Genomic DNA, 21,840 nt, shown 5'->3' with positions numbered 1-21,840 from the left:
GCTTCCTCCTCGGTCTCACCGGCACAGTCGCCTGGGTTGGCTGTCCCGTCCACGCACGGGAGGCGGGGGCGGTTCACCCCCGGCACACGGAATTTTCGAGAGGCCGCGGAATGCGGCCGGAATCCGGATTTTCCGCGGGCCGCGGAATCCGTCGGGGCGGGAGGTGAACCACAGGGGCCCGTGGTGCGTGGACGGGGCGGCACAGACCCGTGAGGCTCCGCGAGGGGAAGGCGAACAGGTGGCGGACTTCTCTATCGACTATTCGCTTCTGCAGCAGGTCCAGCAGAAGATGCACTCCCTGGCCGACCAGGCCGACTCGGGCGGCGCCACGGGCGCGTTCAAGGAGATGGGCGAGGCGAGCGCCTCGGACCGGCGCGGCACGCTCGGTCACGCCGGGCTCTCCACCTCGTTCAATCTCTTCTACCGGCGCTCCTCCAGCCGCACCAAGGACGCCAAGGACGGCCTGAACCAGCTGGCCGACATGTTCGCCTCGGTCGCGAACACCTTCTTCGACGCCGACGCGCAACTCGCGGGCTCGGCCGGCCTCATGGGCCAGAGCATCGGGCTCGGCGACTGGCGCAACGAGAAGGCGGCCCACGACGAGTGGGTGCAGGACAAGTCCGACTGGGACGCCTATCTGGAGAAGATCGGCGCCGACGACTACTTCGCGGAACATCCCGACGACTCGATCCGCATGGTGTGCACCAGCCCGGACGCGCCCGCCTTCTGCACCGCGTGGAAGGCGGACGACGCGGCCGGTACGGCGCCCATCAACCCCGGCGAGGAACCGCCCAAGCCCGCGGAGAACCCGCCCACCTCGTACTCGTACGAGGACAGCAAGGGCAAGGTCGACGTGACGGTCGAACTCGACGACGACAACAACGTCATGAAAGAGACCCAGAAGATCACGAGCACGGACGGCCAGTCCTACACCTCGACCACTGTCTACGACAGCGCGCCGAAGATGGTCGGTCCCGAGGGCGATCAGTTCGACGCCCGCGACTACACCATCACCACGGACTACGCCGACGGCTCCACGACCACCACGAAGGTCGTCATCGACGACGACGGCTCCGGAACGATGACGGAGACCGACGACGACGGGGAAACCACCGTCTCCACCCGCAGCGGCCCCGACGCCGACTGGGAGGAACAGGACGACGGGGACGACGACTGACCATCCCCCGCACCCCGCTTCACCCACAGGAGAGGAAAACCCATGGCCGGCAACATCGCCCTGAGCTACCCCGAGATCGAGCGGGTCTCCGGCGTGCTCGACACCAGTGTCGACTCCACGCTGGTGCCGCGCATGAGCGAGGCCAAGCAGGAGGTGGAGAACCTCCTCACCAACGGTCTGGTGCTGAGCAAGTCCAGCCCCCAGCTCACCGACCAGTACAACGACTTCAACACCAAGCTCACCGACGCGATGAACGCGATCAAGTCCTTCGCCGACCAGTTCCGTCAGATCAAGACGAGCTTCGAGTCGATGGACGCGGACATCGCGGAGAAGGTCGCCAGCAGCGGCAAGTAGGTCACGGCCGGCACCACCCACCCACATCAGGACGGAGACTGAGCACGATGGCTAACACCGACATCTACGCCGATTACGACCAGGTGGCGACGACCGCCTCCACGATGAGCCACAAGCTCGCCGACATCTCGCACGAGCTGGCCAACCTGGAGACGACCGTCTCGGGTCTCCTCCAGGACGGCCTGGTGCTCGAGAAGGCCAGCAAGGCGCTCCAGGACTCCTACGACGACTTCAGCAGGCAGTTGAAGGAGTCCTCGCAGGGCATCCAGTCGTTCGCCGACACCTTCTCCAAGATCGCCGAAGGCCTTGCGCAGGCGGACTCCGACATCACGACCTCGGTGCAGAACGCCGGCAAGTGACCGCGAGCGAGAGGGCCGGCACCCCTTACCGGGGTACCGGCCCTCTCGTGTCGCCGGGCGTCGGGGCCCGCCCGTCGGTCGCTCGGCTCAGTCGCTCAGCGTCGTGAACGGGACCTGGACCGCGACGGCCGCGCCGGACTCTCCTGCCGTCCAGCCCCGGCCCACCGGCAGCGCCATCCGGACCTGCTCCGCGGAGATCCGGGTGCCGATGAGGTCGCCCTCGCCGATGCTCTTCGGGCCGAGCAGCACACCCTGACGCGCCCGGCGGGCCACGCCCACCCAGCCCAGCGTCGACATCGACTCGGGCAGACCGGCGAGCAGCAGCCCGAGCCCCCGGTCGCGGCCCGAACTGGCCACTTCCCGAAGGACCTTGTCGGCCGCGCAGCTGAGCATCAGGTCGGCGTCGTCCACCACGACCACCGCGGGCCGGTCCCGTACCTCCTTCAGCGCGGCGCTCACCGCGTCCGCCGACGGGTCGGGATCGGGCAGCAGGTTGACCAGGTCGTGTCCGGCGAGACCGCGCAGGGGCGAGGACCGCGGCGTGAGGATGATCAGCGCCGTGCCGGAGAGCAGCAGCGACACACTCATCGCCACCAGCGTCGTGGACCGCCCGGTGCGGGGCGGGCCCGCCACGACGAACGAGCCGCCGCCCTCGGCGAAGTCGACGAGCAGCGGCTTCGCCTCGTCGCCGCCGACGCCGAGCAGCGCGGTCAGCGGCTTGCGGCGCGCGGTCGGCACCGCGGCCATCGTCTCCTGGAAGGTGACGCCGCCGGGCAGCGCCTCCACCCGGAAGGGGCGCCGCGCGGCGGATACCGTCCGGTCCCGGTCGGTCGCCGCCTTGCCGATGGCCCGCAGCGCGGAGGCCTGGTCGACGTCGGCCCCCGGCTCGCCGTCACCGGCCGCGCCGAGCAGCGCCACCTGGGTCTCGACGCCGCTGGGCGCGTGCCAGCCGCGGCCCGGCGGCACATGGGTGGGTGCCTGATTGCGGGGCATGCCCGCCAGGTTGTAGTCGCTCGGGTCGGCCTGGCGGAGCAGCAGGCGGCGGTCGTTGTGCGCGGCGAGGCGGCCGCCGAGGAGCAGCCGCTCGGAGGTGGCCATGACGTGCATGCCGGCGGCGGCGCCCTCGCGCAGCAGCCGTACGACCTCGTCGTGGAGGCGGCCGCCGTCGTAGTCGTCGAGCATGCCGCTGAGGGCGTCCCAGCCGTCGATCATCAGCAGCAGGTGCGCGGGCCGCCGGTCGGCCGGTACCCGCCGGCGCACCTCGGTGATGTTCGCGCAGCCCTCCTGGGCGATGAGGCGCTGGCGGGCGGTGAGCTGGGCGCCGAGGCGTCCGATGAGGCGTTCCAGGCGCTCCGCGTCGTGCCGGGAGACGACCGCGCCGCAGTGCGGCAGCGACTCCAGCGCGGAGAGCCCGCCGCCGGCCGCGTCGATGCCGTAGAGGTGCAGGTCGGCGCTGGAGAGCGTGTTCGCCGCGGAACCGGCGACGGTGCGCAGCAGCTGGGTGCGGCCCGAGCGCGGGGAGCCGATGACGTAGAGGTGTCCGAAGGTGGCGAAGTCGATGGTTCCCAGGCGCCGTTCCTGCGACGAGGGCAGGTCCAGCAGGCCGTACGGGACCGGCGGCAGGTCACCGGCGGGTTCCTCGGCGGGCGGCAGCTCGTCCAGGCTGAGCCGGTCCTCCAGCGAGGGCAGCCACGGGCTGGGCTGCTGCTCGAAGTCGTCCAGCCGGACGGTCGCCGCGATGGCGGCGTCGACCAGCGCCCGCAGGTCGGTGGGGCGTTCCTCGGCGGAGAACAGGTCGTCGCCCTCGCCGTCGTCGTCCTCGCGGGGCGGGCGGCCGAGGCGTCCCCAGGTCAGCTCGGTGCCCCGCACGGTGCGGGTGCGCTCCTCGTCGGCCTCGCCGTCCTCGGCGCCGGGGCGCTCGGCGCCCACCCACGCGGTCTGGAACGGTGTCGGCGCGCCCGCGCCCCGGCGCAGCAGGGCGCGGCCCGGGGTGTGGGCGGAGATGCCGGCGGCGTCGGGGGCGCTGATGATGTCCTGGCTCTCCGCGCGGTCGGTGACCCGCAGCGCGATGCGGAGGTTGGTGTTGGCCCTGATCTCGTTCGACACCGATCCGCTGGGCCGCTGGGTGGCGAGCACCAGGTGGATGCCGAGCGAGCGGCCGCGCTGCGCGAGGCTGACCAGGCCGGGGATGAAGTCGGGCAGTTCCCGCACCAGGGTCGCGAACTCGTCGATGACGAGCAGCAGTCGGGGCAGTGGCGCGAGCTTCGGGTCGCGGGCGCGCTTGGCCCGGTACTCGGGGTGGTCCTTCGCCCCGACCTCCGCGAGGAGCCGCTCGCGGCGCTTGAGTTCGGCGTCGAGTGACGACAGCGCGCGCCGGACGAGGTGGCCGTCCAGGTCGGTGATCATGCCGAGGGCGTGCGGCAGTTCGGCGCATTCGCGGAACGCGCTGCCGCCCTTGTAGTCGACGAGGACGAAGGCCAGTTCGTCCGGGCGGTTGGCCGCGGCCAGCGAGGCGATCATTGTCTGGAGCAGTTCGGACTTGCCGGAGCCGGTCGTCCCGCCGATGAGCACGTGCGGGCCGTCGCGGACGAGGTCGACGCGGAGCGCCCCTTCGTAGCCGCTGCCCAGGGTGAACGTGGTCGAGGCGGGGTGGCGGGCCCAGGAGCGCACCAGCCGGTTGGCCTCCGGCGGCTCCAGGTCGAGCAGCGGCAGCAGCCGTACGCCGTCGGGCAGTCCGGAGTCGCTGTCGAGCGTGACGTCGCGGACCGGGGACAGGGCGCGGGCGACTTCCTCGCACCAGTCGGTGTCGACCAGGTCGGCGCGGACGTCGGTGACGGAGGGCACGCCGGAGGCGCGGACGCTGAGGCGGCTGCCGGACGCGGTGACGACGACGTGGCACTCCTCGGGCAGCAGTCGTTCCCGCTCGTCGAGGCAGAGGCTGAAGATCCGCACCTGCGGTCCCTGGGTGAGGACCTGCACCACGCCGGGCACGTCCCGCAGCCGGCGCGCGCCGTCCATCACGACGAGCACGTCGGGCTCGCGGGCGAGCGCGTCGGCGAGCGGCGAGGCGGCGGCCGCGAGGCGCGCCTGGACGTCGCCGACGAGTTCGCTGACGCGGTGCGCGGTGGATTCCGGGTCGCTGCCGAGCGCGATGACGGCCGCCTCGGTGCGGGCGGGCCGCAGATGGGGCAGCCAGCGCACCCAGTCCCAGTCCTTCGCGTGGGCGTCGGTGGTGAGGACGACGATGCGCAGGTCGCGCGGGCTGTGCAGGGCGGCCGCCTGGGCGACGGCCCAGCGCGCGACGGTGCGCGGGGTGCCGGAGCCGCCGCTGACGCCGACCACGCCGAAGTCCGCGAGTTCGACGCCGAACGGCACGTCGGCCAGGCGCCAGTGCACCTCGCGGTGGTTGGTGTCGCGGGCCTGGTCGTGGATGCGCTTGAGGGAGGGCCGGGTGACGGTGCCGAGGCGCAGCGTCAGCCAGTCGGGGTCGCGGCGCCTGCGCTGCCACAGCCGGTGGCCCGGACCGACCGCGGTCAGCAGGATCCCGGCGGGGTCGGGGAAGGTCTCCCCGCGCACCTCGCGCTCGTCGACGGTGGAGCGCCGCATCTCCCGTTCGAGGGCGGCCCGGCGGATGCGGAACACCCGCAGTGCGTCGGCCTGTTGGCGGCGTCCGGTACGGCGGCCGATGACCCAGTTACCCACGGCCATGACAGGCGTGAAGAAGATGAAGATGACGAAGTAGAAGGACCGGAACAGGCTCATCATGACGAGGCCCATCGCCAGCGGCGCCATCATCATGAGGAACGGGAACGGCCGCGGCCCCTGTTTGCCGGGCGGGCCCGGCATCGTCAGCGACTCCTGGTCCAGGTGGGGCGCGATGCGCGGCGGCCGGTTGTACTCCACGCCCACGCCGTCCGGCGCCGCGTTGACGGCGGCGTCCGGTTCGAAGGGTGTGCCCAGGCGCAGCAGGTGGTCGCCGAGGGAGAGGTCGGCGTACGCGGGCCAGGGCGCCGACTCGTCCTGCGGCGGCGGGAGTTGGGAGACCGGCGGGAGCGGGGGTTCCTCCGGGAGGCCGTCGGGTCCCGCGGGTTCGGGGTCGGCGGTGTGTCCGCCGGGGCCGCCGTCCTGCCGGCCCGCGGGTTCCTCCGCGGTCAGCGGCGTGCCCGTCTCCGGGTCGACGGGCGGTGGCGGCGTGAGGCTGCGCAGCCCGCACGTGTCGGGGTCGGCGTCCTTGGGGAGCCGGAAGGTGGCGGTGCCGTCGGTGGCGACGGTGATCCACACGCCGTTCTCCGGGGCGTCGCCGCCGGTGAGGCGCAGCGCGCAGCCGCGGTCGGTGCCGACTTCGTGGCTGCCGGGGCCGAGCCGCCAGACCCGGCCGGCGCCGGGGCCGCCGACGTGGTGGATCTCGGCGATGACCGGTTCGGCGTCCGGCGGTTCCCAGGACCGGGTGGCGCTGGGCACGGCCACGGGCTCGCCCGCGCCCAGCACGGAGCCGTCGCGCACTCCGCTGCCCGCGAGGGGCGTCTCGCGGGTCAGGCGCTTCCCGTCGAGGAAGAGGGGTTCGGCGCCGAGCGCCTCACCGAGGTCGCCGACGGTGGCGCCGTCCGGCACGTCCAGCATGTGGTCCGCGCGTCTGCCGCTCGGGTCGGCGGTGGTGACTATGAGTTTCACGTCGGTCCAACGGGGTCGTGGTTCGAGTGGGGGAGGGTTACGGGGCTCAGCTGCCGGGGCTGTGACGCGGCGGCGGGGGAACCGACTTCAGCGGCGCGGGGGCCGGCGCGGGTGCGTGCTGCACCGCGCCCACCTCCTGCGGGGCGGGGACGCCCGCGGACGCCTCCCACGGCGCGGGCACGCCCGTGCCGGGCTCGGCCGTCCAGGCTGCCACGGGCTCTTCCTCGAAGAGGTCGGTGCTCTGCCGCTCGGGCGAGCGCGAGCCCATCGGCGCGGGCGGCAGGACCGCGGGCAGCCGCCACAGCACCTTCGGCAGCGCCCGTCCCAGTGCCTTGGCCCGCACGAGCAGCGGCGTGCCCGTCAGCAGGACCTGGCCGTGGCGGTCGGTCAGCAGCGTCCGGGTGTGGCCGCGTCCGGCGCCGAGCAGCACGACGCGGCAGGGCGGGCGGGGCGAGGCGAGTCCCGCGGGCAGCGGGTCGGGGAGTTCGCGGGCGATGAGGAACGGCGGGATGTTGAGCCGCGGCAGCGCCTCTTCCGCCGTGCGGTAGGCCTCTCGCACGGGCGGGCCGTCGAAGTCGCGGTGGACGCCCTCGGCGACGATCACGAGCGAGGCGGGCAGCCGCGCGTCGAGCTGCGCCGCGATGGCCTGGAGCAGGGGCGGCGCGGCCTGCGGGTGGCCTTCGACGCAGAGGGAGGCCGGGCCGGTCGCCGCGTCCAGGAACGCCGCCTGCGTGTCGGTGGCGCCGAGCGCGATCAGCAGCGGTGGTACGGCGTCGGCCTCCGGTGTCACCAGCGGCAGTTCGTCGCGGTTGGCCCGCCACTCCCCTGTCGCGTCCGGCGCCTCGTGCCAGCAGCCGGTGGGCTCCGGCATCTCACGCCCGGCGAGCAGCACGCTCACCGACTCGGCACTGACCAGGACGGCGTAGGGGCGGGCCGGGGCGGCGGCAAGGCGGGCCGCGGTCAGGGCGCGTTCCGCGTCCCGCCACGTCACGGGGTCGCCGAGCAGGCGGCGCAGCAGTCTGCGGTCCTTGTGGTGGACGTACCAGGTGCGCATCGGCGCCACGAAGGCGTAGGCGGTCACGGCGGTCTCGCGCCGGGCCCGGCGCCACGCGCGCCGCCAGCCGCCCAGGCGCCTCGCGACGATCCGCAGCAGCAGGAAGATCACCAGCAGCGCCCCGGCCAGGCCGAGCCAGCGGAAGATCGTGTCCTGGTGCTCGCGGAAGAACGCGAAGGGGTCGACGTTCCTCACGCGGCCTGGACCTCCCGCCGCAGGGCCCGCAGCGCGTAGTGGGTACGGGACTTGACGGTGCCCTTCGGTACGCCGAGCGCCCGCGCGGTGTCCTCGCCCGACTCGTCACCGAGGTGCACCCGCGCCAGTACCTCGCGGTGTTCGGACGAGAGCCGTGCCATGGCCGTCGCGATGAGCTGGCGGTTGACTACGTTGTCAGCGATGTCGGTGCCGGCGGGCCGGGTCAGCAGGGGTTCGGGCACGGCGCCCACCGGTATGCAGCGCTCACGGCGGTGGGCGTCGACGGCGAGGTTGCGCGCGACGGTGAACAGCCAGGCCTGGCGGTGCTCCTCGTCCCGCAGGGCGCCGCGGTCCCAGAAGAGCCAGGCCCGCAGCATGGTCTCCTGCACGATGTCCTCGGCCCGGTGGGCGTCGCCCGCGGTGAGCCGCAGGACGTAGCGCAACAGCCTGGCGCGGTGCGGCTCGGCGGGCGGGACGCCGCCGTCGGACGTTCTTCGCGGCGTGATGTTTCCCTCGCGCAGAGGTGAGGAGGTCCGAGCGGTGCGCATGCTTGCTCCTGAACGGCTCATGGGTGGGGGATCTACCAAGAACACCGGCCCATAATAGGAATAGCCGACTACGGAAAACCTCAAATGATGCGCAGATTTTACAAGTTCGCCTCGGCGAGCCGCCTTTGAGCCCGCCGACACGCCGTCCTGCCTGGTCGGAGCGGTCCGCAATACCCGGAAATTCATCGGCAGTTCGCTTCGGAATTAGGCCGGCGGGTTCCACGACGCCGCGCCCGAAACCACCGCTCAGCAAGATATGAATGCCCGTTCGGGCATGCGCCCCGCAGGGGCGCGGGGAACTGCGCGAGAAGCGGCCACCGACCGGCACCCGACAACGGGAGGAGCAGCGCGAAGCGCACGCTCCAGGGGCGCGGGGAACGGCGCGAGAAGAGGCCACCGGACCGTCAGCCGACAACAGGATCCCGGGCCAGCACATCCCGGTCGGCCCGCGAATCCCGATCAGCCGAACGCCCGTACGTCACCAAAAGCATGACCACAACATTGGCCCCGAGGGCAACGATCCCGGCGTTCACCCCGAACACAGGATCGCGCCCGCTGAACACCAGCCCACAGACGACCCCCACCCCCACCACAAGCCCACTGAGCGCCCCCACCAGACTCAACCGCCGCCACAACAACCCCACCAACAACATCGGCACCAACTGCGCCATCCCCTCGTACGAGATGAGAGACAGCCGCACCAGCGTGTTGGGCGCGCCGTACGTCAGCACAAGAGCCAGCCCCCCGGCGACGACCACGACCACCTGCGACCACGTCTTCTGCGCCTGCGACGACTCCCGCCACCGCGGCACGAGCGAGAACACGCTGCTCCCCCACATCGTGCCGATGACCAGCATGAACACCGCCATCGGCACGATCGAGGACAGCGCGGCCGCGACCCCGATGACCCCGACGGCCCAGGCCGGCAGCGAGTCGACGACCAGCTTGAACAGCGCGAGGTTCGAGTCGGCGCCGGTCAGCCCGGGCACGACGAACAGCGCGGCCATCCCCAGCAGCATCGGCACGAAGAGCAGGATGTTGTAGGCGGGCAGCCAGATGGCGTTGCGCCGCAGCCCGTCGGCGCTGCGCGCGCCCAGATACCCGGCGACGGTGGTCGGGAAGATGACGACGGTCAGCGCGTTCAGAAAGGTCGTAGTCGCGAACCAGGCCTCCCCATAGGGCGATCCGCCGCTCCCCGGCAGCGTCAGCCACGCGCTCTTCTCGTCGACGAGCCGCCCGACGAAGTCCCCGTACCCGTCGAAGTAGTGCACGGGAACGTACAGCGCGAGGAACGCGAGCGTCACGATGACCAGCAGGTCCTTCAGTACGGACACCCAGGCGCTGCCGCGCAGCCCGCTCACCACCACGAACCCGGTCGTGACGGCGAAGCCGATGAAATAGGCCCAGTTGAGGCTGATGGCACCGTAGGAAATGGTGGACACGACCACCCCCATCCCCGTGATCTGCAACTGGATGTAGGGCAGCAGGAAGACGGTCACGAGCACGGCGACCGCGGCGCCGACCCACGGCCGCCCGAACCGGTGGGCGACCATGTCGGTGATGCTGACGAGGCCGTGCTGGCGCGCGTACGCCCAGAGCATCGGCCCGACGACGTAGCCGACGGCGTATCCGCACGACATGTAGGCGACGACGTACAGCACCGGGGCGCCGAAGTTGTACCCCCACCCGGCGGCCCCGAGATAGCTGAAGCTGGTGTACCCCTCCCCCGCCATCAGCACCCAGATGAACACGGCCCCCAGCGACCGCCCGCCCACCGACCACTCGGCGAGCCCGCCGCCCCGGCCCTTGCCGCGCACGGCGAGCAGCCCGAGGGCGACGGTGACGGCCATGAAGAACCCGAAGACGGTGGTGGCGACGGCTCCGTCACTCATGCCCGGTCCCCTTCCCCTGCTCGCCGCGAAGCTTCTGGTCGCCGCGCCAGGTCAGCCACACGGCGACGGGCGTGAGCAGCGTCGCGCCGAGCAGCCACACGAACAGGAACGGCAGCCCGAGCAGCACCGGTTCGACGCGGTTCACGAACGGGAGCGCGCCGATGTACAGCACGAAGGGCACGAGGAGCCAGAGCAGATGAGGCCGTTTGATCACGGAAACGGAGCCTATCGGGGCGTCATCCGGCTCAGCTTCCCCCACACCACCAGCCGGTACTTGGAGGTGAACTCGGGCGTACAGGTGGTGAGGGTGATGTAGTACCCGGGCTGGCTGTACCCGGCGGACGGCACGACCCGGCTGCGCGGCACGGGACCGATGACACCGCCGTCGCTCGCCGACGTCTGCCCGAGGGTCTTGTCGACGACGTACGTGTACGTGGCGCTCTTGGTCTGCACGGACACGGTGTCGCCGCGGCGCAGCCGGTTGATGTAGCGGAACGGTTCCCCGTGCGTGTTGCGGTGCCCGGCCAGCGCGAAGTTCCCGGCGCCGCCCGGCTGCGCGGTGCCCGGGTAGTGGCCGACGTAGCCGTGGTTGAGGACGTTCGGCTTGCTGACGCCCTGCGCCACGGGCGCCCGCAGCCCGAGCCGCGGGATGGAGATGATGGCGTAGGCCTGGTCGTAGTCGGGCCGGGGAGCGGCGGCCGCGGTCCGGCCGGCCTGTCCCTTCGCGGGACTACGGCTCACGGCGGGATCGTCGTCGGCGCCGCCGCCTGCCGGGGCGGGCTCTTCACTCGGGGACGGCTCGCCCCCTCCCTGTTCCTGCCCCCACTGCCGCTCAAGGGACTGCACCTGCCGCTCGGCCCCGGCCCTGGCCTGCCGGTTGGTCCACCACAGCTGGTGCACGACGAGCAGCAGCAGGACCAGCCCGACGGTGACGGCGACCTCGGCGCCGCCCCACAGGACGCGGACGGGCGTCGGCCGGGCGCGGCGCCCCTGCGCCACGACCTGGGGCCTGCTGTCCGTACGCGTACGTTGCGGCACGCGCGCAAGATAGATCGAGCGGCCCGAACTATCCAGAGCGAAGCCCGAACCCTCTCCGGACCAAAGCCCGAACAGGCTCCGGCGTGCGCCCCTACTGTGGCGCCCATGACCACACTCTGGCTCCTCGCCCTGCTCCCGTTCCTCACCGGTATAGCCCTGACGGCGGGGTCCGTGGTCCGGCTCGCGAAGGAGACCCTGCGCCGCACGACGGGCACGGTGGCCGAGGCGACGGTCACCGGCCACACGGCGTCGCGCGAGGCCACGTACGCGACGCTGCACCCGGTGGTGTCCTGGACGGCCGACGACGGCACCGCCCGCGAGGTGGCCCTCCCCGACGCCTCCGGCGCGCACGCCCTGCCGGAGGGCGCCCGGGTCCGCGTCCGCTTCGACCCCTCCCGGCCGGAGCTGGCCGCCCTGGAGACGGACACCTGGTACCGCTCCTGCGTCCGCGGCATGTACCTGGGCACCTTCCTGTGGGCCGGAACCCTGATCGTGGTGGTCTGCCGCCTGGCGTACGTCGTGAACGACCTGCGCCCGCACTACTGGGGCGCTCTCTCGCATTACTGAGGGCGCTCCCCCGCGGCGCGGCCACCCACCCCGCTCGATACGGGAGGTCCGCCCTGCGGATTCCGGCAGTACGGTGTCCCTCATGCGCCCCGACACGCCTGCCACGCCCGCTGAGAACGACCGTGCCGACCACGTAGCGGAAGCCGAGCGCCTGGAGCGCACGGCGGACATGTATCCCGAGGACGCGGAACCCCTGCTCCTCCAGGCCGCGGCCCACTACGAACTCGCCGACGACCGCGAGCGCGCCACGACGCTCTACGACGGCCTGCTCGCCGCGCCGGACGTCCACGACCCGTCGCTGATCCGCGCCCTCAAGGCCGCGAACCTGTGGGAGTACGGTCACGAGGCGGAGGCCAACGCCATCATCACGGGCCTGCGCGCGACCGCTCCGCGCGAACCGGCGCCGTGGGTGATCGTGGCCGAGTCCCTGGAGCAGCACGACGAGCTGGAGCAGGCCCACGAGACGTTCACGGAGGCGCTGGAACTCCTCGTCCCGGCGTCGGAGCGGGAGGCGGGCGTCCCCCTCGCCAAGCACCCCCTCCTCCTGGGCCGGCACCGCGTCCGCCGCCTCCTGGGCGCCGAGCACGACGAGTGGGACGCCCTCGCCGACCAGGCCAACCGCACCCCGGTCTCCCTCGACGAACTCCACGACCCCAAGCGCCTGTGGTCCCTCGGCTCGGAGAACCCGGCAGAACTCCAGGCCGAAATCTCCCGCCTCCGCGCCGAGTTGGGCACCTACCGCGAGGCCCTGTCCCGCCCGTTCCCGGTGGCCGTCCTCCACTGGCCGTCGACGGAGTACGCGGAACTGATCGCGGCGTACCCCGCGCTGACCTCCGAATACCCGTCCTACGAGGCGCACTTGACGTCGATAGAGGCCTCCCTGCGCGAACTGTCGGCCTCCGGCACGGCAAACCTGGGCATCGTCACGGGCACGGTCCCTTCCTACGAGGCCTTCGCGGCATCGGAGGCCTCGTCCCCGAACGACACGTCGCTGCTGCCGCAGTACGCGACGACGCTGGCCGCTCGGGGGCTGGCTACGGAGTGGCCGCCTGCGCAGGGGGCGGTTTGTTGGTGCGGGTCGGGGAGCCCCTACTCGGGGTGCCATGGGGGCGGCGCACAGGCCCTGTAGCGACGAACCGGAACACCGGCCGGGACGGCTGTCAGCTCCCGGCCGGTGACAACGGTTGAAGCGCTGAAGGGTTGTTTGCAGGAGGCGTCGCCTACCCAGAGAGCTGAGACCACCGACGGTAAAGGTCCACCGGAAGCGTGTGCTCCAGCTCCAAAGTGAGCCGCATCGGGCGGGAGTTCTGGTGGGATACGTACGTGGCCGGGCCCACGTACACGTACGAAGGTGCACCCAGCAAACCGTCGGCCTTCTTCGTCTCGCGGATGAACAGGTGCAGGCTGCTACCGCGGTCCCGATGGTTGATGTAACGCTCGCCCGTCTCGGAGCTCTCCGATGTCCGGTTCTGCGTTTCCCATTGGAAGCGTCTCGGGCTGATGACGCGATCCTCGTACCTGGTCGCCTCAGAGAGAAGTTTCTCGGACTTGACCAGGTCGATGAAGAACACGTCGGCCTGCTCGCCCGCGAACCACTTCACCCCCGTGGGCTGACCTTTGTATTCACCGCCGAACGCCGCCTCAGCCTCTGCCCTGGTGTAGTGGGCGTGGACGTGCAACGGGTTTGCCCCATCCGGATCGAGTGGCCGAGTAATTCGCTGCAGTCGCTCGCGAAGCTCGGGTACAAGCTGCTGCAGTTCCTCTCTCCGGCGATGCTCAGCCAGAATCCGCTCTACGGCCGACTCAGCAGGACTAGCTAGCAGAGCGTCGCCCCACAGGACGCTGTTCGCCATGGCGGCAAGCCGCTGTAGACGCTCTGCGGGCCAGTCGCGAACGCCAACCTCTAGATCGTCCAGGCTCTCGGCCTCAGCTAGGAGAGCAAAGTAGGTCAGGCGTTCAGGATCGTCGATATGCAGGGAACGGCGCAGCGCATTGGAGAGCTTGCTGTCAGCAGGGCCCGGCGCAAGTACGGGCAGGCCTGCTTGCTCTCTGAGTTCGCTCCACGTGCCTCGCCCGAAGCGATACAGGTCCTCGATCTCGGTACTCGTACTCTCCAGGAACTTACCCAGCGGTACGTTCCCCAGCTGCTTCAGCTCCTCGACCGACTGCCCCCAGCGCGGCTTCAGTGTGCGCTTGAGGCTGTCGAGCACGTACTTCCGCGCCACGTGGTCCAGTTGAACTGCGCAGCCACTAGGAAGTGTAGGAAAGCCCTGCTCAACCTCCTGGGCGACCTGGCGGTGGCCAGCTCCGGTCAGTGCACGCATCGACGGCTCAAATCGGAAGCCAGCGTGCTGGGCACCAATGAAATCCAGCACGGTCAAGCTGGTCTTGTTCTCCGCATGGCGCAAACCACGACCAAGCTGCTGCAGGAAGACCGTAGCGCTCTCCGTGGGGCGCAAGAGCAGGACCGTATCGACGCAAGGGATGTCAACGCCTTCGTTGAACAACTCCACAGTGAAGAGCACCTTGATACTCCCCCGGATGAGCGCCGACACTGCTTGCTCGCGCTCCTGCGAACTGGACTCACCGGTCAGCGCCTGGGACGGCAAGCCTGCCTCGGTGAACTTCTTTGCCATGTAGCGGGCATGAGCGACAGATACGCAGAAGCCGAGGGCATGCATCGCGCTCGGGTCGAGGACCTTCTCTCGGATCTCATTCAGAATGATGCGGACGCGGGCATCGTCTCCGGTGTAGAGCTGCTCCAGCTCACGGATTTGATATCCGCTTCGGCGACTGAAGCGCAAGCTCCGGAGATCAGTCTCATCATTGATGCCGAAGTAGTGAAAGGGCACCAGTAGGCCGCGCTCGATAGCTTCCCACAACCGCAGATCGACTGCAGTACGACCTTCGAACCACCGCGTGATGTCGAACTGATCGGCACGCTCCGGGGTGGCTGTGAGGCCTAGCAGTTCTTTCGGTTCAATGTGATCGAGGAGCTCGCCATACGTACGAGCGCCCGCGTGGTGGAACTCGTCCACAATCACCATGTCGAAGTGTTCCGGGTGCAGTCGCTCGTACCCCGAACTATTAAGGGACTGAATCGAAGCAAAGACATGACGCCACTCTTCAGGGCGTTCATCTCCGACGTACAACCTGCCAAATTCTCCATCCTTCAGCACGTGCCGAAAGACTGACCGACTCTGCTTCAGGATCGACTCTCGGTGCGCAACGAAGAGCAGGCTGTCCACTTTCCCTGCCTGCCTCAGGGCACGGTAATCAAGGGCGGACACCACTGTCTTTCCGGTACCAGTCGCCATGACAACGAGGTTGCGGTGATGTTCATGGAGTTCCCGTTGTACCTGCAGTTCATCCAGGACCTCGCGCTGATGCGGGTGAGGCTGAATGTCGAACGGGGCAAACTCAATGGGGAGCTGAGCCGGGCCGTTACGCTCGGCCTTCAATGCACCGGCAAGCCGCGTGCGGTCTCGGTCACTCCTAGGGTCGTACGGCTCGAATGCCGGATCCTCCCAGTACTCCTCGAACGTATCCGTGATCGACGTGACGAGCGTTGGGGACTCTAGCTGAGAAAGACGAACGTTCCACTCCAGCCCGTCAACGAGGGCAGCCTTCGACATGTTGGATGAGCCAACATAGGCAGTTGATGTACCGCTCTCACGATAGAAATGCCACGCCTTGGCATGCAGTCGCGTCGCTTGCGTCTCATAAGAGATCCGCACTTCAGCGCCTAGTTCGACCAGTGCATCAATGGCACGCTGATCCGTGGCACCCATGTACGTTGTCGTGATGACTCGCAGACGTCTGTTGCGACGATGGACCTCTTTGAGTTTCCTCAACAAAATCCTCAGACCAGACCACTTTATAAAGGCGCAGATCAGATCGACGCGGTCAGCCGACTCCAGCTCCCGCTGAAGTGCATGGCCAACGTTCTCTCGTGAGCGATTCGCGAAGAGCGCACTAGTCGCCAGGGGAACATGCGGACGCTGGGGAAAGACATTCTCGCCAGGCAAAGGCGCCCGCTCCGCCACGGCCAGCAGCAAGTCATTCGTGTGTGCAACTGCGGCCTCGTCTCCTGCCTGCAGCGGCGAGAGGCGCCCCAGCTCCTCGACAATCCGATTGACCGCTGCGACCTGGTCTGCCAGGCGCTGAGCAGCCCCATCTGAACCCGTCTGCTTAGCGTGTGCCCGCAGCGTCCTGCGAACCAGTTCCCCGACGTAGCGACCCAGGATTTCCGGAGCGTCGTCTGGGTCCAGAGGTTCGCGCTGCACCCGGCCCTCAGCCGCCGCCTCGACCATACTTTGGTCAAGTTCATTGGTGACAATGTGCTCGTAGAGGCCGGAGGCAAGTCGTCTGGGCATGAGTGCACTGTAGAGGCGGACGCTGACACCGTCCTCGGGAACTACCCATCCCAAGCTAAGGCCAGAGGGGCCTGATCAGGCGTTGCCAACAGGCCACAGCGGGAAGCCCCTCCTGGAACGCTGCCCTCAACGCCTCCGCCGGGAACGCGCATCACATCATCGACGAGTCACTTCGCGATCAAAGCGCGTCTCGGCGTTCTCCAAGAGGTCATCCGTGTCGTGCCCATGAGCGCGAGCCCAGCACAGCAGATCCGTGATCAAAGCAACCGCTGCCAGCTTGTCCAAACCCACTCCATACAGTTGGAGCAGCCCTTCAGCTCGATCAACGGCGGCGCTACGGACGTGGCCTCCCGGCACGTCGATCCCAGTGGCCAGCTCGCACCACGTCACCTTGCGGTCCGCCTTGATCTGGACGCCCCAGCGGACCGCCAGCGCATCGAGCAGTTTCATGCCCCGTCCGCTTTCGTCGTCGTCTGCGGCGTGGAGGAGGGTGGGCAGGGCGCGGAGGTCCGGGTCTTGGACCTCGATGCGGAGGAACGGGCCGTTCATCAGGAGGCTGAGTTCGGTGGGAGTGCCGGTGCCCACGTGGGTGATGACGTTGGAGACCATTTCTGACACGCACAGTTGAGCGCAGTCGACCAGGTCGGGCAGGCCCCAGTGCATGAGGTGCAGCCGCACGATGCGGCGCAGGCCGGCCAGTTCTTCGGGCTCGGCCGTGAAGGCCAGCTCCCAGGGCTTTCGACATACACAGTTCTGCTGGAGCACAGGCTCGTCCTCTCCGTAGAGGTGCAACAACTCCCGCTTCGAGGAGACGAGTTCGTCGCCGCCCCATGCAACACAGCGTGACTGCATCCGATCCCTTCGTGCAATTTGCAGAACGGGATTCCCACTATCGAGTGATTGGCAGGCCCACGTCTTGGCGCGGAGACTGAGAGCCGCTAGCAGGGAGGTGGTGCGACATGGCTGGATCTCCGACCGCACGGCGTCGGCGGCTTTCGATCGAGCTGAAGAAGCTGCGTGAGGCCAGTGGTCTGACCTGCGCCCAGGTGGGCGCAGCGGTCGACTGGAGCGGCTCCAAGGTGAACCGGATGGAGACCGGCCACGGGCGCGTACAGCCGTCCGACGTCGATGCGTTGTGTCGGTTGTACGAGACCAGCGACGAAATGCGGGACTTCCTCAAGTCCCTTGCCAGGCAGGCCAAGACGAAGGGCTGGTGGCAGGTTCACGGGTCGGGGGTTCCCGAGTGGTTCAACATCTACATCGGGCTTGAGCAGGAAGCGTCCGCCTTCCGGCAGTACCAGTGCGAGCTCATCCCCGGCCTGATGCAGACCACCGCCTATATGACCGAACTGCACAGCGCCGGTTCACACATGACGCCCGAGGACTCGGAGCGCGCCATTCGCGTACGGCAGGAACGTCAGGAGATGCTGACCCGCGCGGATGCTCCGGACGTCTGGTTCATCATGAGCGAGGGGGCGTTGCGGAACGTCGTCGGTGATCGGGCCGTCATGCGCGATCAGCTCGAACACCTGCTGAACGTCGCTCAGTTGAAGTCCGTCACCTTGCAGGTTCTGCCCTTCGACTCCGGTACGCGGCCGGTGACCGGGTCGTTCACGATCCTCGGATTCCCCGATCAGGAAGACCCTGACGTGGTCTATCGGGACGGCATCACCGATGCGGTGTACCTCGAAGGGGACCATCATGTCCGTGAGTACACGCGAGCGTTCGACGGGTTGATGGCTGCCGCCCAGAGTCCGCAGCGCTCCCTCTTGCTGATCAAGAACCTGGTCAAGGAGTTCGCAGGATGACCGCACATTGCCATTCCGAGGGTGCAGTTCGTTCGGTGCCCGCCAGGCGGCTTGTCTGGCGCAAGTCGTCGTACAGCAACGGCGCCGGGGGCGAGTGCGTCGAGTGTGCTTCCGGGGCGGACAGCACCGTCTTTGTGCGGGACTCCAAGTGTGCGGACGGGGCCGTGCTCGTCGTTGGAGGGGGCGCCTGGGCTCGCTTCCTGGGCGGCCTCGGCAGCGTGGAGTAGCTGGGTCCGGCGCCCGGCGCCGGTGGGGTGGTGGGCGTGGGGCCAAGTCGGGTGCACGCCGGTGGGTTTCTCTTGGATTGCTTGGCTGGTGACGGTGGGGGGTTGCTGATGCCTCCCTCCGTATCGCGGCTGGCTGACGGCCGGTTGGGGCTGGCTTTCGTCGGCTTGGGATTCGTTGGGGACAGGGCGCGGGTCAGCCGGACAGGGGCGCCTTCGGGGGCTGAGCGCCACTCGCCGTGGTGGGCCCGGTGCGGGTTGGCTTGGGGTTGAGCTTTGCAATGCTGCTTGCTTCAGGCGCAGTTGGGGGCCATGTGCTCATCCTCGCCTGGGGCTGGACTGGTGGGGCGAGCGACCTGGATACTCGCGGACACTTGCGCGATGCACATGGTCGACTGGGGGCGGGGCGATGATGCGGCGTGTGTTGTGGTCGGTGCTGGGCACGGCCATCGGTGGGGTGTTGCTGTCGGGATGTACACCGGCGCAGTACCCGATGATCGCCGGGTGGCTGGACGACGACGGAACACCGATGGTGCTGGCCAAGCCCTGCGGGGACGACAAGGTCAAGGGCATGTACCTGCTCGGCAGTGAGCGTACGGAATCCGCCACATCGGACAGCTCGAAGGGAGCCGACGCGGATGACCCGGCCGCGTTCACGACGTGGGACGCCAATGCAGATCCCCATCGGGGCGGCGCGTTCGAGTTTCCCCTGTTCGCTCCGCCCTCGGCGTGGCGCGTCTCGAAGGATGGCTCGCAGCGACTGAAGCCGGGGTACGAGTACGACTTGATGTTCTACGGCGGGCGGGGTGTGTTCCGTAGCTACAACGGAATTGGAGGGTTCTCGACAGAGGACCTCAAGGGGCTGAAGCCCGGGCAGGTCTGGGCTGCCGATCGGGCCATGTCGCGCAAGGAGTTCGATGACGCGGTCGCCGATGCCTGTTGACCTGCCAGCCACGGGATGAGCCTTGGGCAGAGATTGCCTGCTCGGCCATCCCTGTGTCACTCTCCGTCTACACAACTTCACACTAAGCAGGCGACCCCCGCGAGGCGGCAACCTCCGGGGGTCCGGCACAAGGAGCAGCAACTCCCCATGCAGGTTCATCGTATCCATCGGCATGAGCGGGACTTCACCGTCATCGCCAACAAAGCCATCCGCGATCCGCGGCTCTCCCATACCGCTCGCGGCATCCTCGTCTACGTTCTGTCGCTGCCCAGCGGCGCCCAGGTCAACGTTCGCACCCTCAGTGACGGCTTCCCTCAGGGGCGGCTTGCCGTGTCCAAGGCGGTCAAGGAGCTGCGGGAGCTGGGGTATTGGGTCACTCGGACCGAGCGCGAGTGTCGCAGCAAGCGCATCGTGTCCAGCGTTGACGTGTATGAGCATCCTGAGCTGCGCGCTTCCGTGAGTGCCGGTGAGCCGGTTCCCGGGCGGGTGGGAACCGGGGACTCGGGAGCGTTTTCCCCTGGCGGGGAGGACTACTGCGAAAAGGACGGGAGGAAGAACCCTCCCCTCCCTCCCGCCGAGGCGGCCGCACCAGCCGCGCCCGCCGCGCCCAGCGAACCGGGCCAGCCCGAGGCTGCCTCCGATCCCCGCGCCGCGGAAGGCGCCCGCATCTTGTGGAAGCTCGGGGCCGTGGACGCGCGGCTGCGGTTGTCCGAGCGGAGTGTGCGGGAGTTGGTGCCCGAGGTCTGTGACTGGCTCGATCGGGGGGCCTCCGCCGCCCAGGTCGTCGATGCCGTCACCGACGGGCTGCCCGCCAAGGTGTACTCGGCTGCCAGGCTCGTCGCCGATCGGCTCACGCGGAAGCGGCCCGCCCGCAAGCGGGCCTGGCGGGAGGTCTTCGAATGTTCCGAGTGCCGTGATCCGTTGCCGTGGGGGCAGGAGGCGGGCCGGTGTGCGTCGTGCGAGACAGGGGCGGGGGCGAGGGCCGGTGGATTCGTCGTCGCACAGTGCTCGGCCGCGGGAGGCGGTGGGTACGGGGAGGTGCGGCGCGTGCTGCGGGAGCGTGTGCGGTAGACGGGCGTCTCATACTCGGAACGGCCACGGCCGCTGTCGGGCCGCGTGTCTGCCCGAGGGCTTCGCAGCAGCCGTCATGCGCGTCGACAGTGTGACGAGAGCTGCTCCGAGCAGGGCTCCCGCGCTGTTGAAGATGACATCGTCCACGTCGACCACCCGGCCCGCAGCCATCAGCAGTTGGGCCAGTTCGATGCACAGGCTCAGCGCGGTGCACAGGAGGGTGGTTCTCGGCGCGGACGGTTGGCGTGCGGACGTCGATGCCAGGATGCCCAGCGGGACGAACATGGCCGCGTTGGCGATCTGGAGCGCCAGGATCATGTGCCGTTCGCCGGCGTCGACGAAGGACATCTCCGCTCCCCACAAGCCCTCCCCCGGAGTCAGGAACACGGACATGCCGCCCGAACCCAGCGGCTGCGTGGGGAGCAGTGTCGCCGCGAGGACCAGGAGCAGCCAGGCCGAGCCCAGCGCGCGAGACGTTCGGCGGACGGCCTCGGGGGCGTGGGAGCGCCACAGGGCCAGTACGAGCGTCAGGGCTGCCGCCGCTACGACGAACAGGCCGGTCGTCAGCGGAGTGACGTAGAGAACTACGCGCCACATGCGGGGCGTTCGCGTGTCGTCCAGGTGGTCGAGGTGGTCTTGGTGGTCCGGGGTGGGGGCATGGTGCAGATGGTTGTGGTCGGGCGCCGGTGGTCGTCGCCGTTCACGTGCAGGACCACCCGACCGGGGGAGATACGGCCCCGGCCTGCGAGCAGACTCGTCGAAGCGGTTATCCGGCCGGGCCGGGAGCCGTGAGCGGGTCTGGCGCGAGGTCTTCGAGTGTTCCGAGTGCCGCGATCCGTTGCCCTGGGGCAGAAGGCGGGGACGGCGTGGCGGTCGTGCGCGGGCCGACCGGAGAAGGACATCGGCGTGGGCAGCGGTGGTGGGTACGGCGAAGTACGGCGGGTGCTGCGGGAGCGCGTGGGGGTGCGGTGATCGTGATCGGACGGGTAGCGACGCCGACGCCATCTGCGCTGGTCAGAGAGGCCGCAAGGGGGACCGCATCGGGACGCGGCCGGCGCCCGGCCGGTCGAGGGGGTGAACACCCGGCGTATCCCGTCGCCGCCGCCCCGATTCGTAATACCGTTGCGAGAAGCAGGACGAACGAGTCCACAACGCATCACGGGATGGCGCTCGCCCCAGCCCGTGCCATCCCGACCGCCGCCGGAGGATCAGCGCCTGTGACCACCGCCCCCACCGGATCGGAGGCCGTGCCCCCGATGCCGGACAGAACGCCGAAGGCGCTGCGCGCCGCCATCGCTCAGTACGCTCCACAGCTCCTTGTCGACTTCGACCGTCATTGGCGCCGGGACATCGCCGACGCCTACGACCTCGCGCCGGTCCCCGCTTTCATGGCGCGCTGGTGGGCCGAGTACGCGCTCGCCCGCGATCCGAAGCTGACCGCGAGGGTTCACGACCTGGAGGACGCGGCGGGCCGGGAAGCCGACTACGCCCGTGCGAAGGCCTTCATCGAAGAGGCGGGTCAGCTGCGCCGTGAAGCGGCGAAAGCCGAGCCCGGCCGGTGAC

General features: G+C 69.4%; 20 protein-coding genes. 11 read left to right on the top strand and 9 right to left on the bottom strand.

Annotation, left to right across the window (positions count from 1 at the left end; genetic code table 11):
• Positions 1-238 precede the first annotated feature (238 nt).
• The 3 genes from ACFVDP_RS18755 to ACFVDP_RS18745 are packed head-to-tail and all read left to right on the top strand — an operon-like array spanning position 239 to position 1,890.
• Positions 239-1,177 (top strand): serine/arginine repetitive matrix protein 2, encoded by a 939-nt coding sequence (locus ACFVDP_RS18755; protein ID WP_383490729.1) that lies wholly within the window; start codon positions 239-241, stop codon positions 1,175-1,177.
• Positions 1,178-1,219: 42 nt separating this feature from the next.
• Entirely contained in the window at positions 1,220-1,531 is a 312-nt protein-coding gene (locus ACFVDP_RS18750; RefSeq protein WP_383490727.1) for a hypothetical protein, read from the top strand.
• A 47-nt stretch (positions 1,532-1,578) separates the two neighbouring features.
• Positions 1,579-1,890 (top strand): WXG100 family type VII secretion target, encoded by a 312-nt coding sequence (locus ACFVDP_RS18745; protein WP_361548201.1) that lies wholly within the window; start codon positions 1,579-1,581, stop codon positions 1,888-1,890.
• Positions 1,891-1,977: 87 nt separating this feature from the next.
• Here the strand turns inward: ACFVDP_RS18745 and ACFVDP_RS18740 are convergent, their stop codons facing one another.
• The 6 genes from ACFVDP_RS18740 to ACFVDP_RS18715 form a co-directional block, all read right to left on the bottom strand.
• Positions 1,978-6,561, bottom strand: coding sequence for an FtsK/SpoIIIE domain-containing protein (locus ACFVDP_RS18740; protein WP_383490725.1), 4,584 nt, complete (start codon positions 6,559-6,561; stop codon positions 1,978-1,980).
• A gap of 46 nt (positions 6,562-6,607) precedes the next feature.
• Positions 6,608-7,810, bottom strand: coding sequence for a hypothetical protein (locus ACFVDP_RS18735; RefSeq protein WP_383490723.1), 1,203 nt, complete (start codon positions 7,808-7,810; stop codon positions 6,608-6,610).
• Positions 7,807-8,358: a sigma-70 family RNA polymerase sigma factor gene (locus ACFVDP_RS18730; RefSeq protein WP_383490721.1), complete on the bottom strand. Its 552-nt coding sequence runs from the start codon at positions 8,356-8,358 to the stop codon at positions 7,807-7,809. The genes ACFVDP_RS18735 and ACFVDP_RS18730 overlap by 4 nt, the downstream gene beginning before the upstream one ends.
• 404 nt (positions 8,359-8,762) lie before the next feature.
• Positions 8,763-10,250: a sodium:solute symporter gene (locus ACFVDP_RS18725; RefSeq protein ID WP_383490719.1), complete on the bottom strand. Its 1,488-nt coding sequence runs from the start codon at positions 10,248-10,250 to the stop codon at positions 8,763-8,765.
• Complete coding sequence (locus ACFVDP_RS18720) at positions 10,243-10,464, bottom strand: DUF3311 domain-containing protein (protein ID WP_383490717.1); 222 nt, start codon at positions 10,462-10,464, stop codon at positions 10,243-10,245. Before ACFVDP_RS18720 ends, ACFVDP_RS18725 begins: the two co-directional genes overlap by 8 nt.
• A gap of 11 nt (positions 10,465-10,475) precedes the next feature.
• Positions 10,476-11,249, bottom strand: coding sequence for a class E sortase (locus tag ACFVDP_RS18715; RefSeq protein ID WP_383490956.1), 774 nt, complete (start codon positions 11,247-11,249; stop codon positions 10,476-10,478).
• A 144-nt stretch (positions 11,250-11,393) separates the two neighbouring features.
• On the opposite strand from ACFVDP_RS18715, the gene ACFVDP_RS18710 reads away from it, so the two are divergent.
• Together ACFVDP_RS18710 and ACFVDP_RS18705 are read left to right on the top strand one after the other, a co-directional pair.
• Entirely contained in the window at positions 11,394-11,855 is a 462-nt protein-coding gene (locus tag ACFVDP_RS18710; RefSeq protein WP_383490715.1) for a DUF3592 domain-containing protein, read from the top strand.
• 82 nt (positions 11,856-11,937) lie between these two features.
• Complete coding sequence (locus tag ACFVDP_RS18705) at positions 11,938-12,984, top strand: hypothetical protein (protein ID WP_383490713.1); 1,047 nt, start codon at positions 11,938-11,940, stop codon at positions 12,982-12,984.
• Between the two features lie 91 nt (positions 12,985-13,075).
• On the opposite strand, the gene ACFVDP_RS18700 is transcribed toward ACFVDP_RS18705, so the two are convergent.
• A complete protein-coding gene (locus ACFVDP_RS18700) occupies positions 13,076-16,231 on the bottom strand; it encodes a DUF3427 domain-containing protein (protein WP_383490711.1) in 3,156 nt (1,051 codons plus the stop codon).
• A 156-nt stretch (positions 16,232-16,387) separates the two neighbouring features.
• Positions 16,388-16,996, bottom strand: coding sequence for an ATP-binding protein (locus ACFVDP_RS18695; RefSeq protein ID WP_383490709.1), 609 nt, complete (start codon positions 16,994-16,996; stop codon positions 16,388-16,390).
• 194 nt (positions 16,997-17,190) lie between these two features.
• On the opposite strand from ACFVDP_RS18695, the gene ACFVDP_RS18690 reads away from it, so the two are divergent.
• The 4 genes from ACFVDP_RS18690 to ACFVDP_RS18675 all read left to right on the top strand — a co-directional run bounded on the left by ACFVDP_RS18690 (position 17,191) and on the right by ACFVDP_RS18675 (position 20,277).
• Positions 17,191-18,039 carry a helix-turn-helix domain-containing protein gene (locus ACFVDP_RS18690; RefSeq protein WP_383490708.1) on the top strand — a complete coding sequence of 283 codons (849 nt, stop codon included), beginning with the start codon at positions 17,191-17,193 and terminating at the stop codon, positions 18,037-18,039.
• The gene (locus ACFVDP_RS18685; protein ID WP_383490706.1) at positions 18,036-18,266 is read left to right on the top strand and encodes a DUF397 domain-containing protein; all 231 of its coding nucleotides are present in this window, start codon (positions 18,036-18,038) and stop codon (positions 18,264-18,266) included. The genes ACFVDP_RS18690 and ACFVDP_RS18685 overlap by 4 nt, the downstream gene beginning before the upstream one ends.
• 418 nt (positions 18,267-18,684) lie before the next feature.
• Positions 18,685-19,206 carry a hypothetical protein gene (locus ACFVDP_RS18680; RefSeq protein ID WP_383490704.1) on the top strand — a complete coding sequence of 174 codons (522 nt, stop codon included), beginning with the start codon at positions 18,685-18,687 and terminating at the stop codon, positions 19,204-19,206.
• A gap of 147 nt (positions 19,207-19,353) precedes the next feature.
• Positions 19,354-20,277 (top strand): hypothetical protein, encoded by a 924-nt coding sequence (locus tag ACFVDP_RS18675; protein ID WP_383490703.1) that lies wholly within the window; start codon positions 19,354-19,356, stop codon positions 20,275-20,277.
• Positions 20,278-20,286: 9 nt separating this feature from the next.
• Here ACFVDP_RS18675 and ACFVDP_RS18670 read toward each other — a convergent pair whose 3' ends face one another.
• Entirely contained in the window at positions 20,287-20,874 is a 588-nt protein-coding gene (locus tag ACFVDP_RS18670; RefSeq protein ID WP_383490701.1) for a VanZ family protein, read from the bottom strand.
• 228 nt (positions 20,875-21,102) lie between these two features.
• Between ACFVDP_RS18670 and ACFVDP_RS18665 the strand changes: the two genes are divergently transcribed.
• Both ACFVDP_RS18665 and ACFVDP_RS18660 read left to right on the top strand, forming a co-directional pair.
• Positions 21,103-21,249, top strand: a complete 147-nt coding sequence (locus ACFVDP_RS18665; protein WP_383490699.1) for a hypothetical protein — start codon at positions 21,103-21,105, stop codon at positions 21,247-21,249.
• 284 nt (positions 21,250-21,533) lie between these two features.
• Positions 21,534-21,839 (top strand): hypothetical protein, encoded by a 306-nt coding sequence (locus ACFVDP_RS18660; RefSeq protein WP_383490954.1) that lies wholly within the window; start codon positions 21,534-21,536, stop codon positions 21,837-21,839.
• Position 21,840 lies beyond the last annotated feature (1 nt).

The organism is Streptomyces sp. NPDC057694 (assembly GCF_042799415.1).
GTDB lineage: Bacteria > Actinomycetota > Actinomycetes > Streptomycetales > Streptomycetaceae > Streptomyces.
This window is presented reverse-complemented; position numbering and strand designations above follow the sequence as displayed.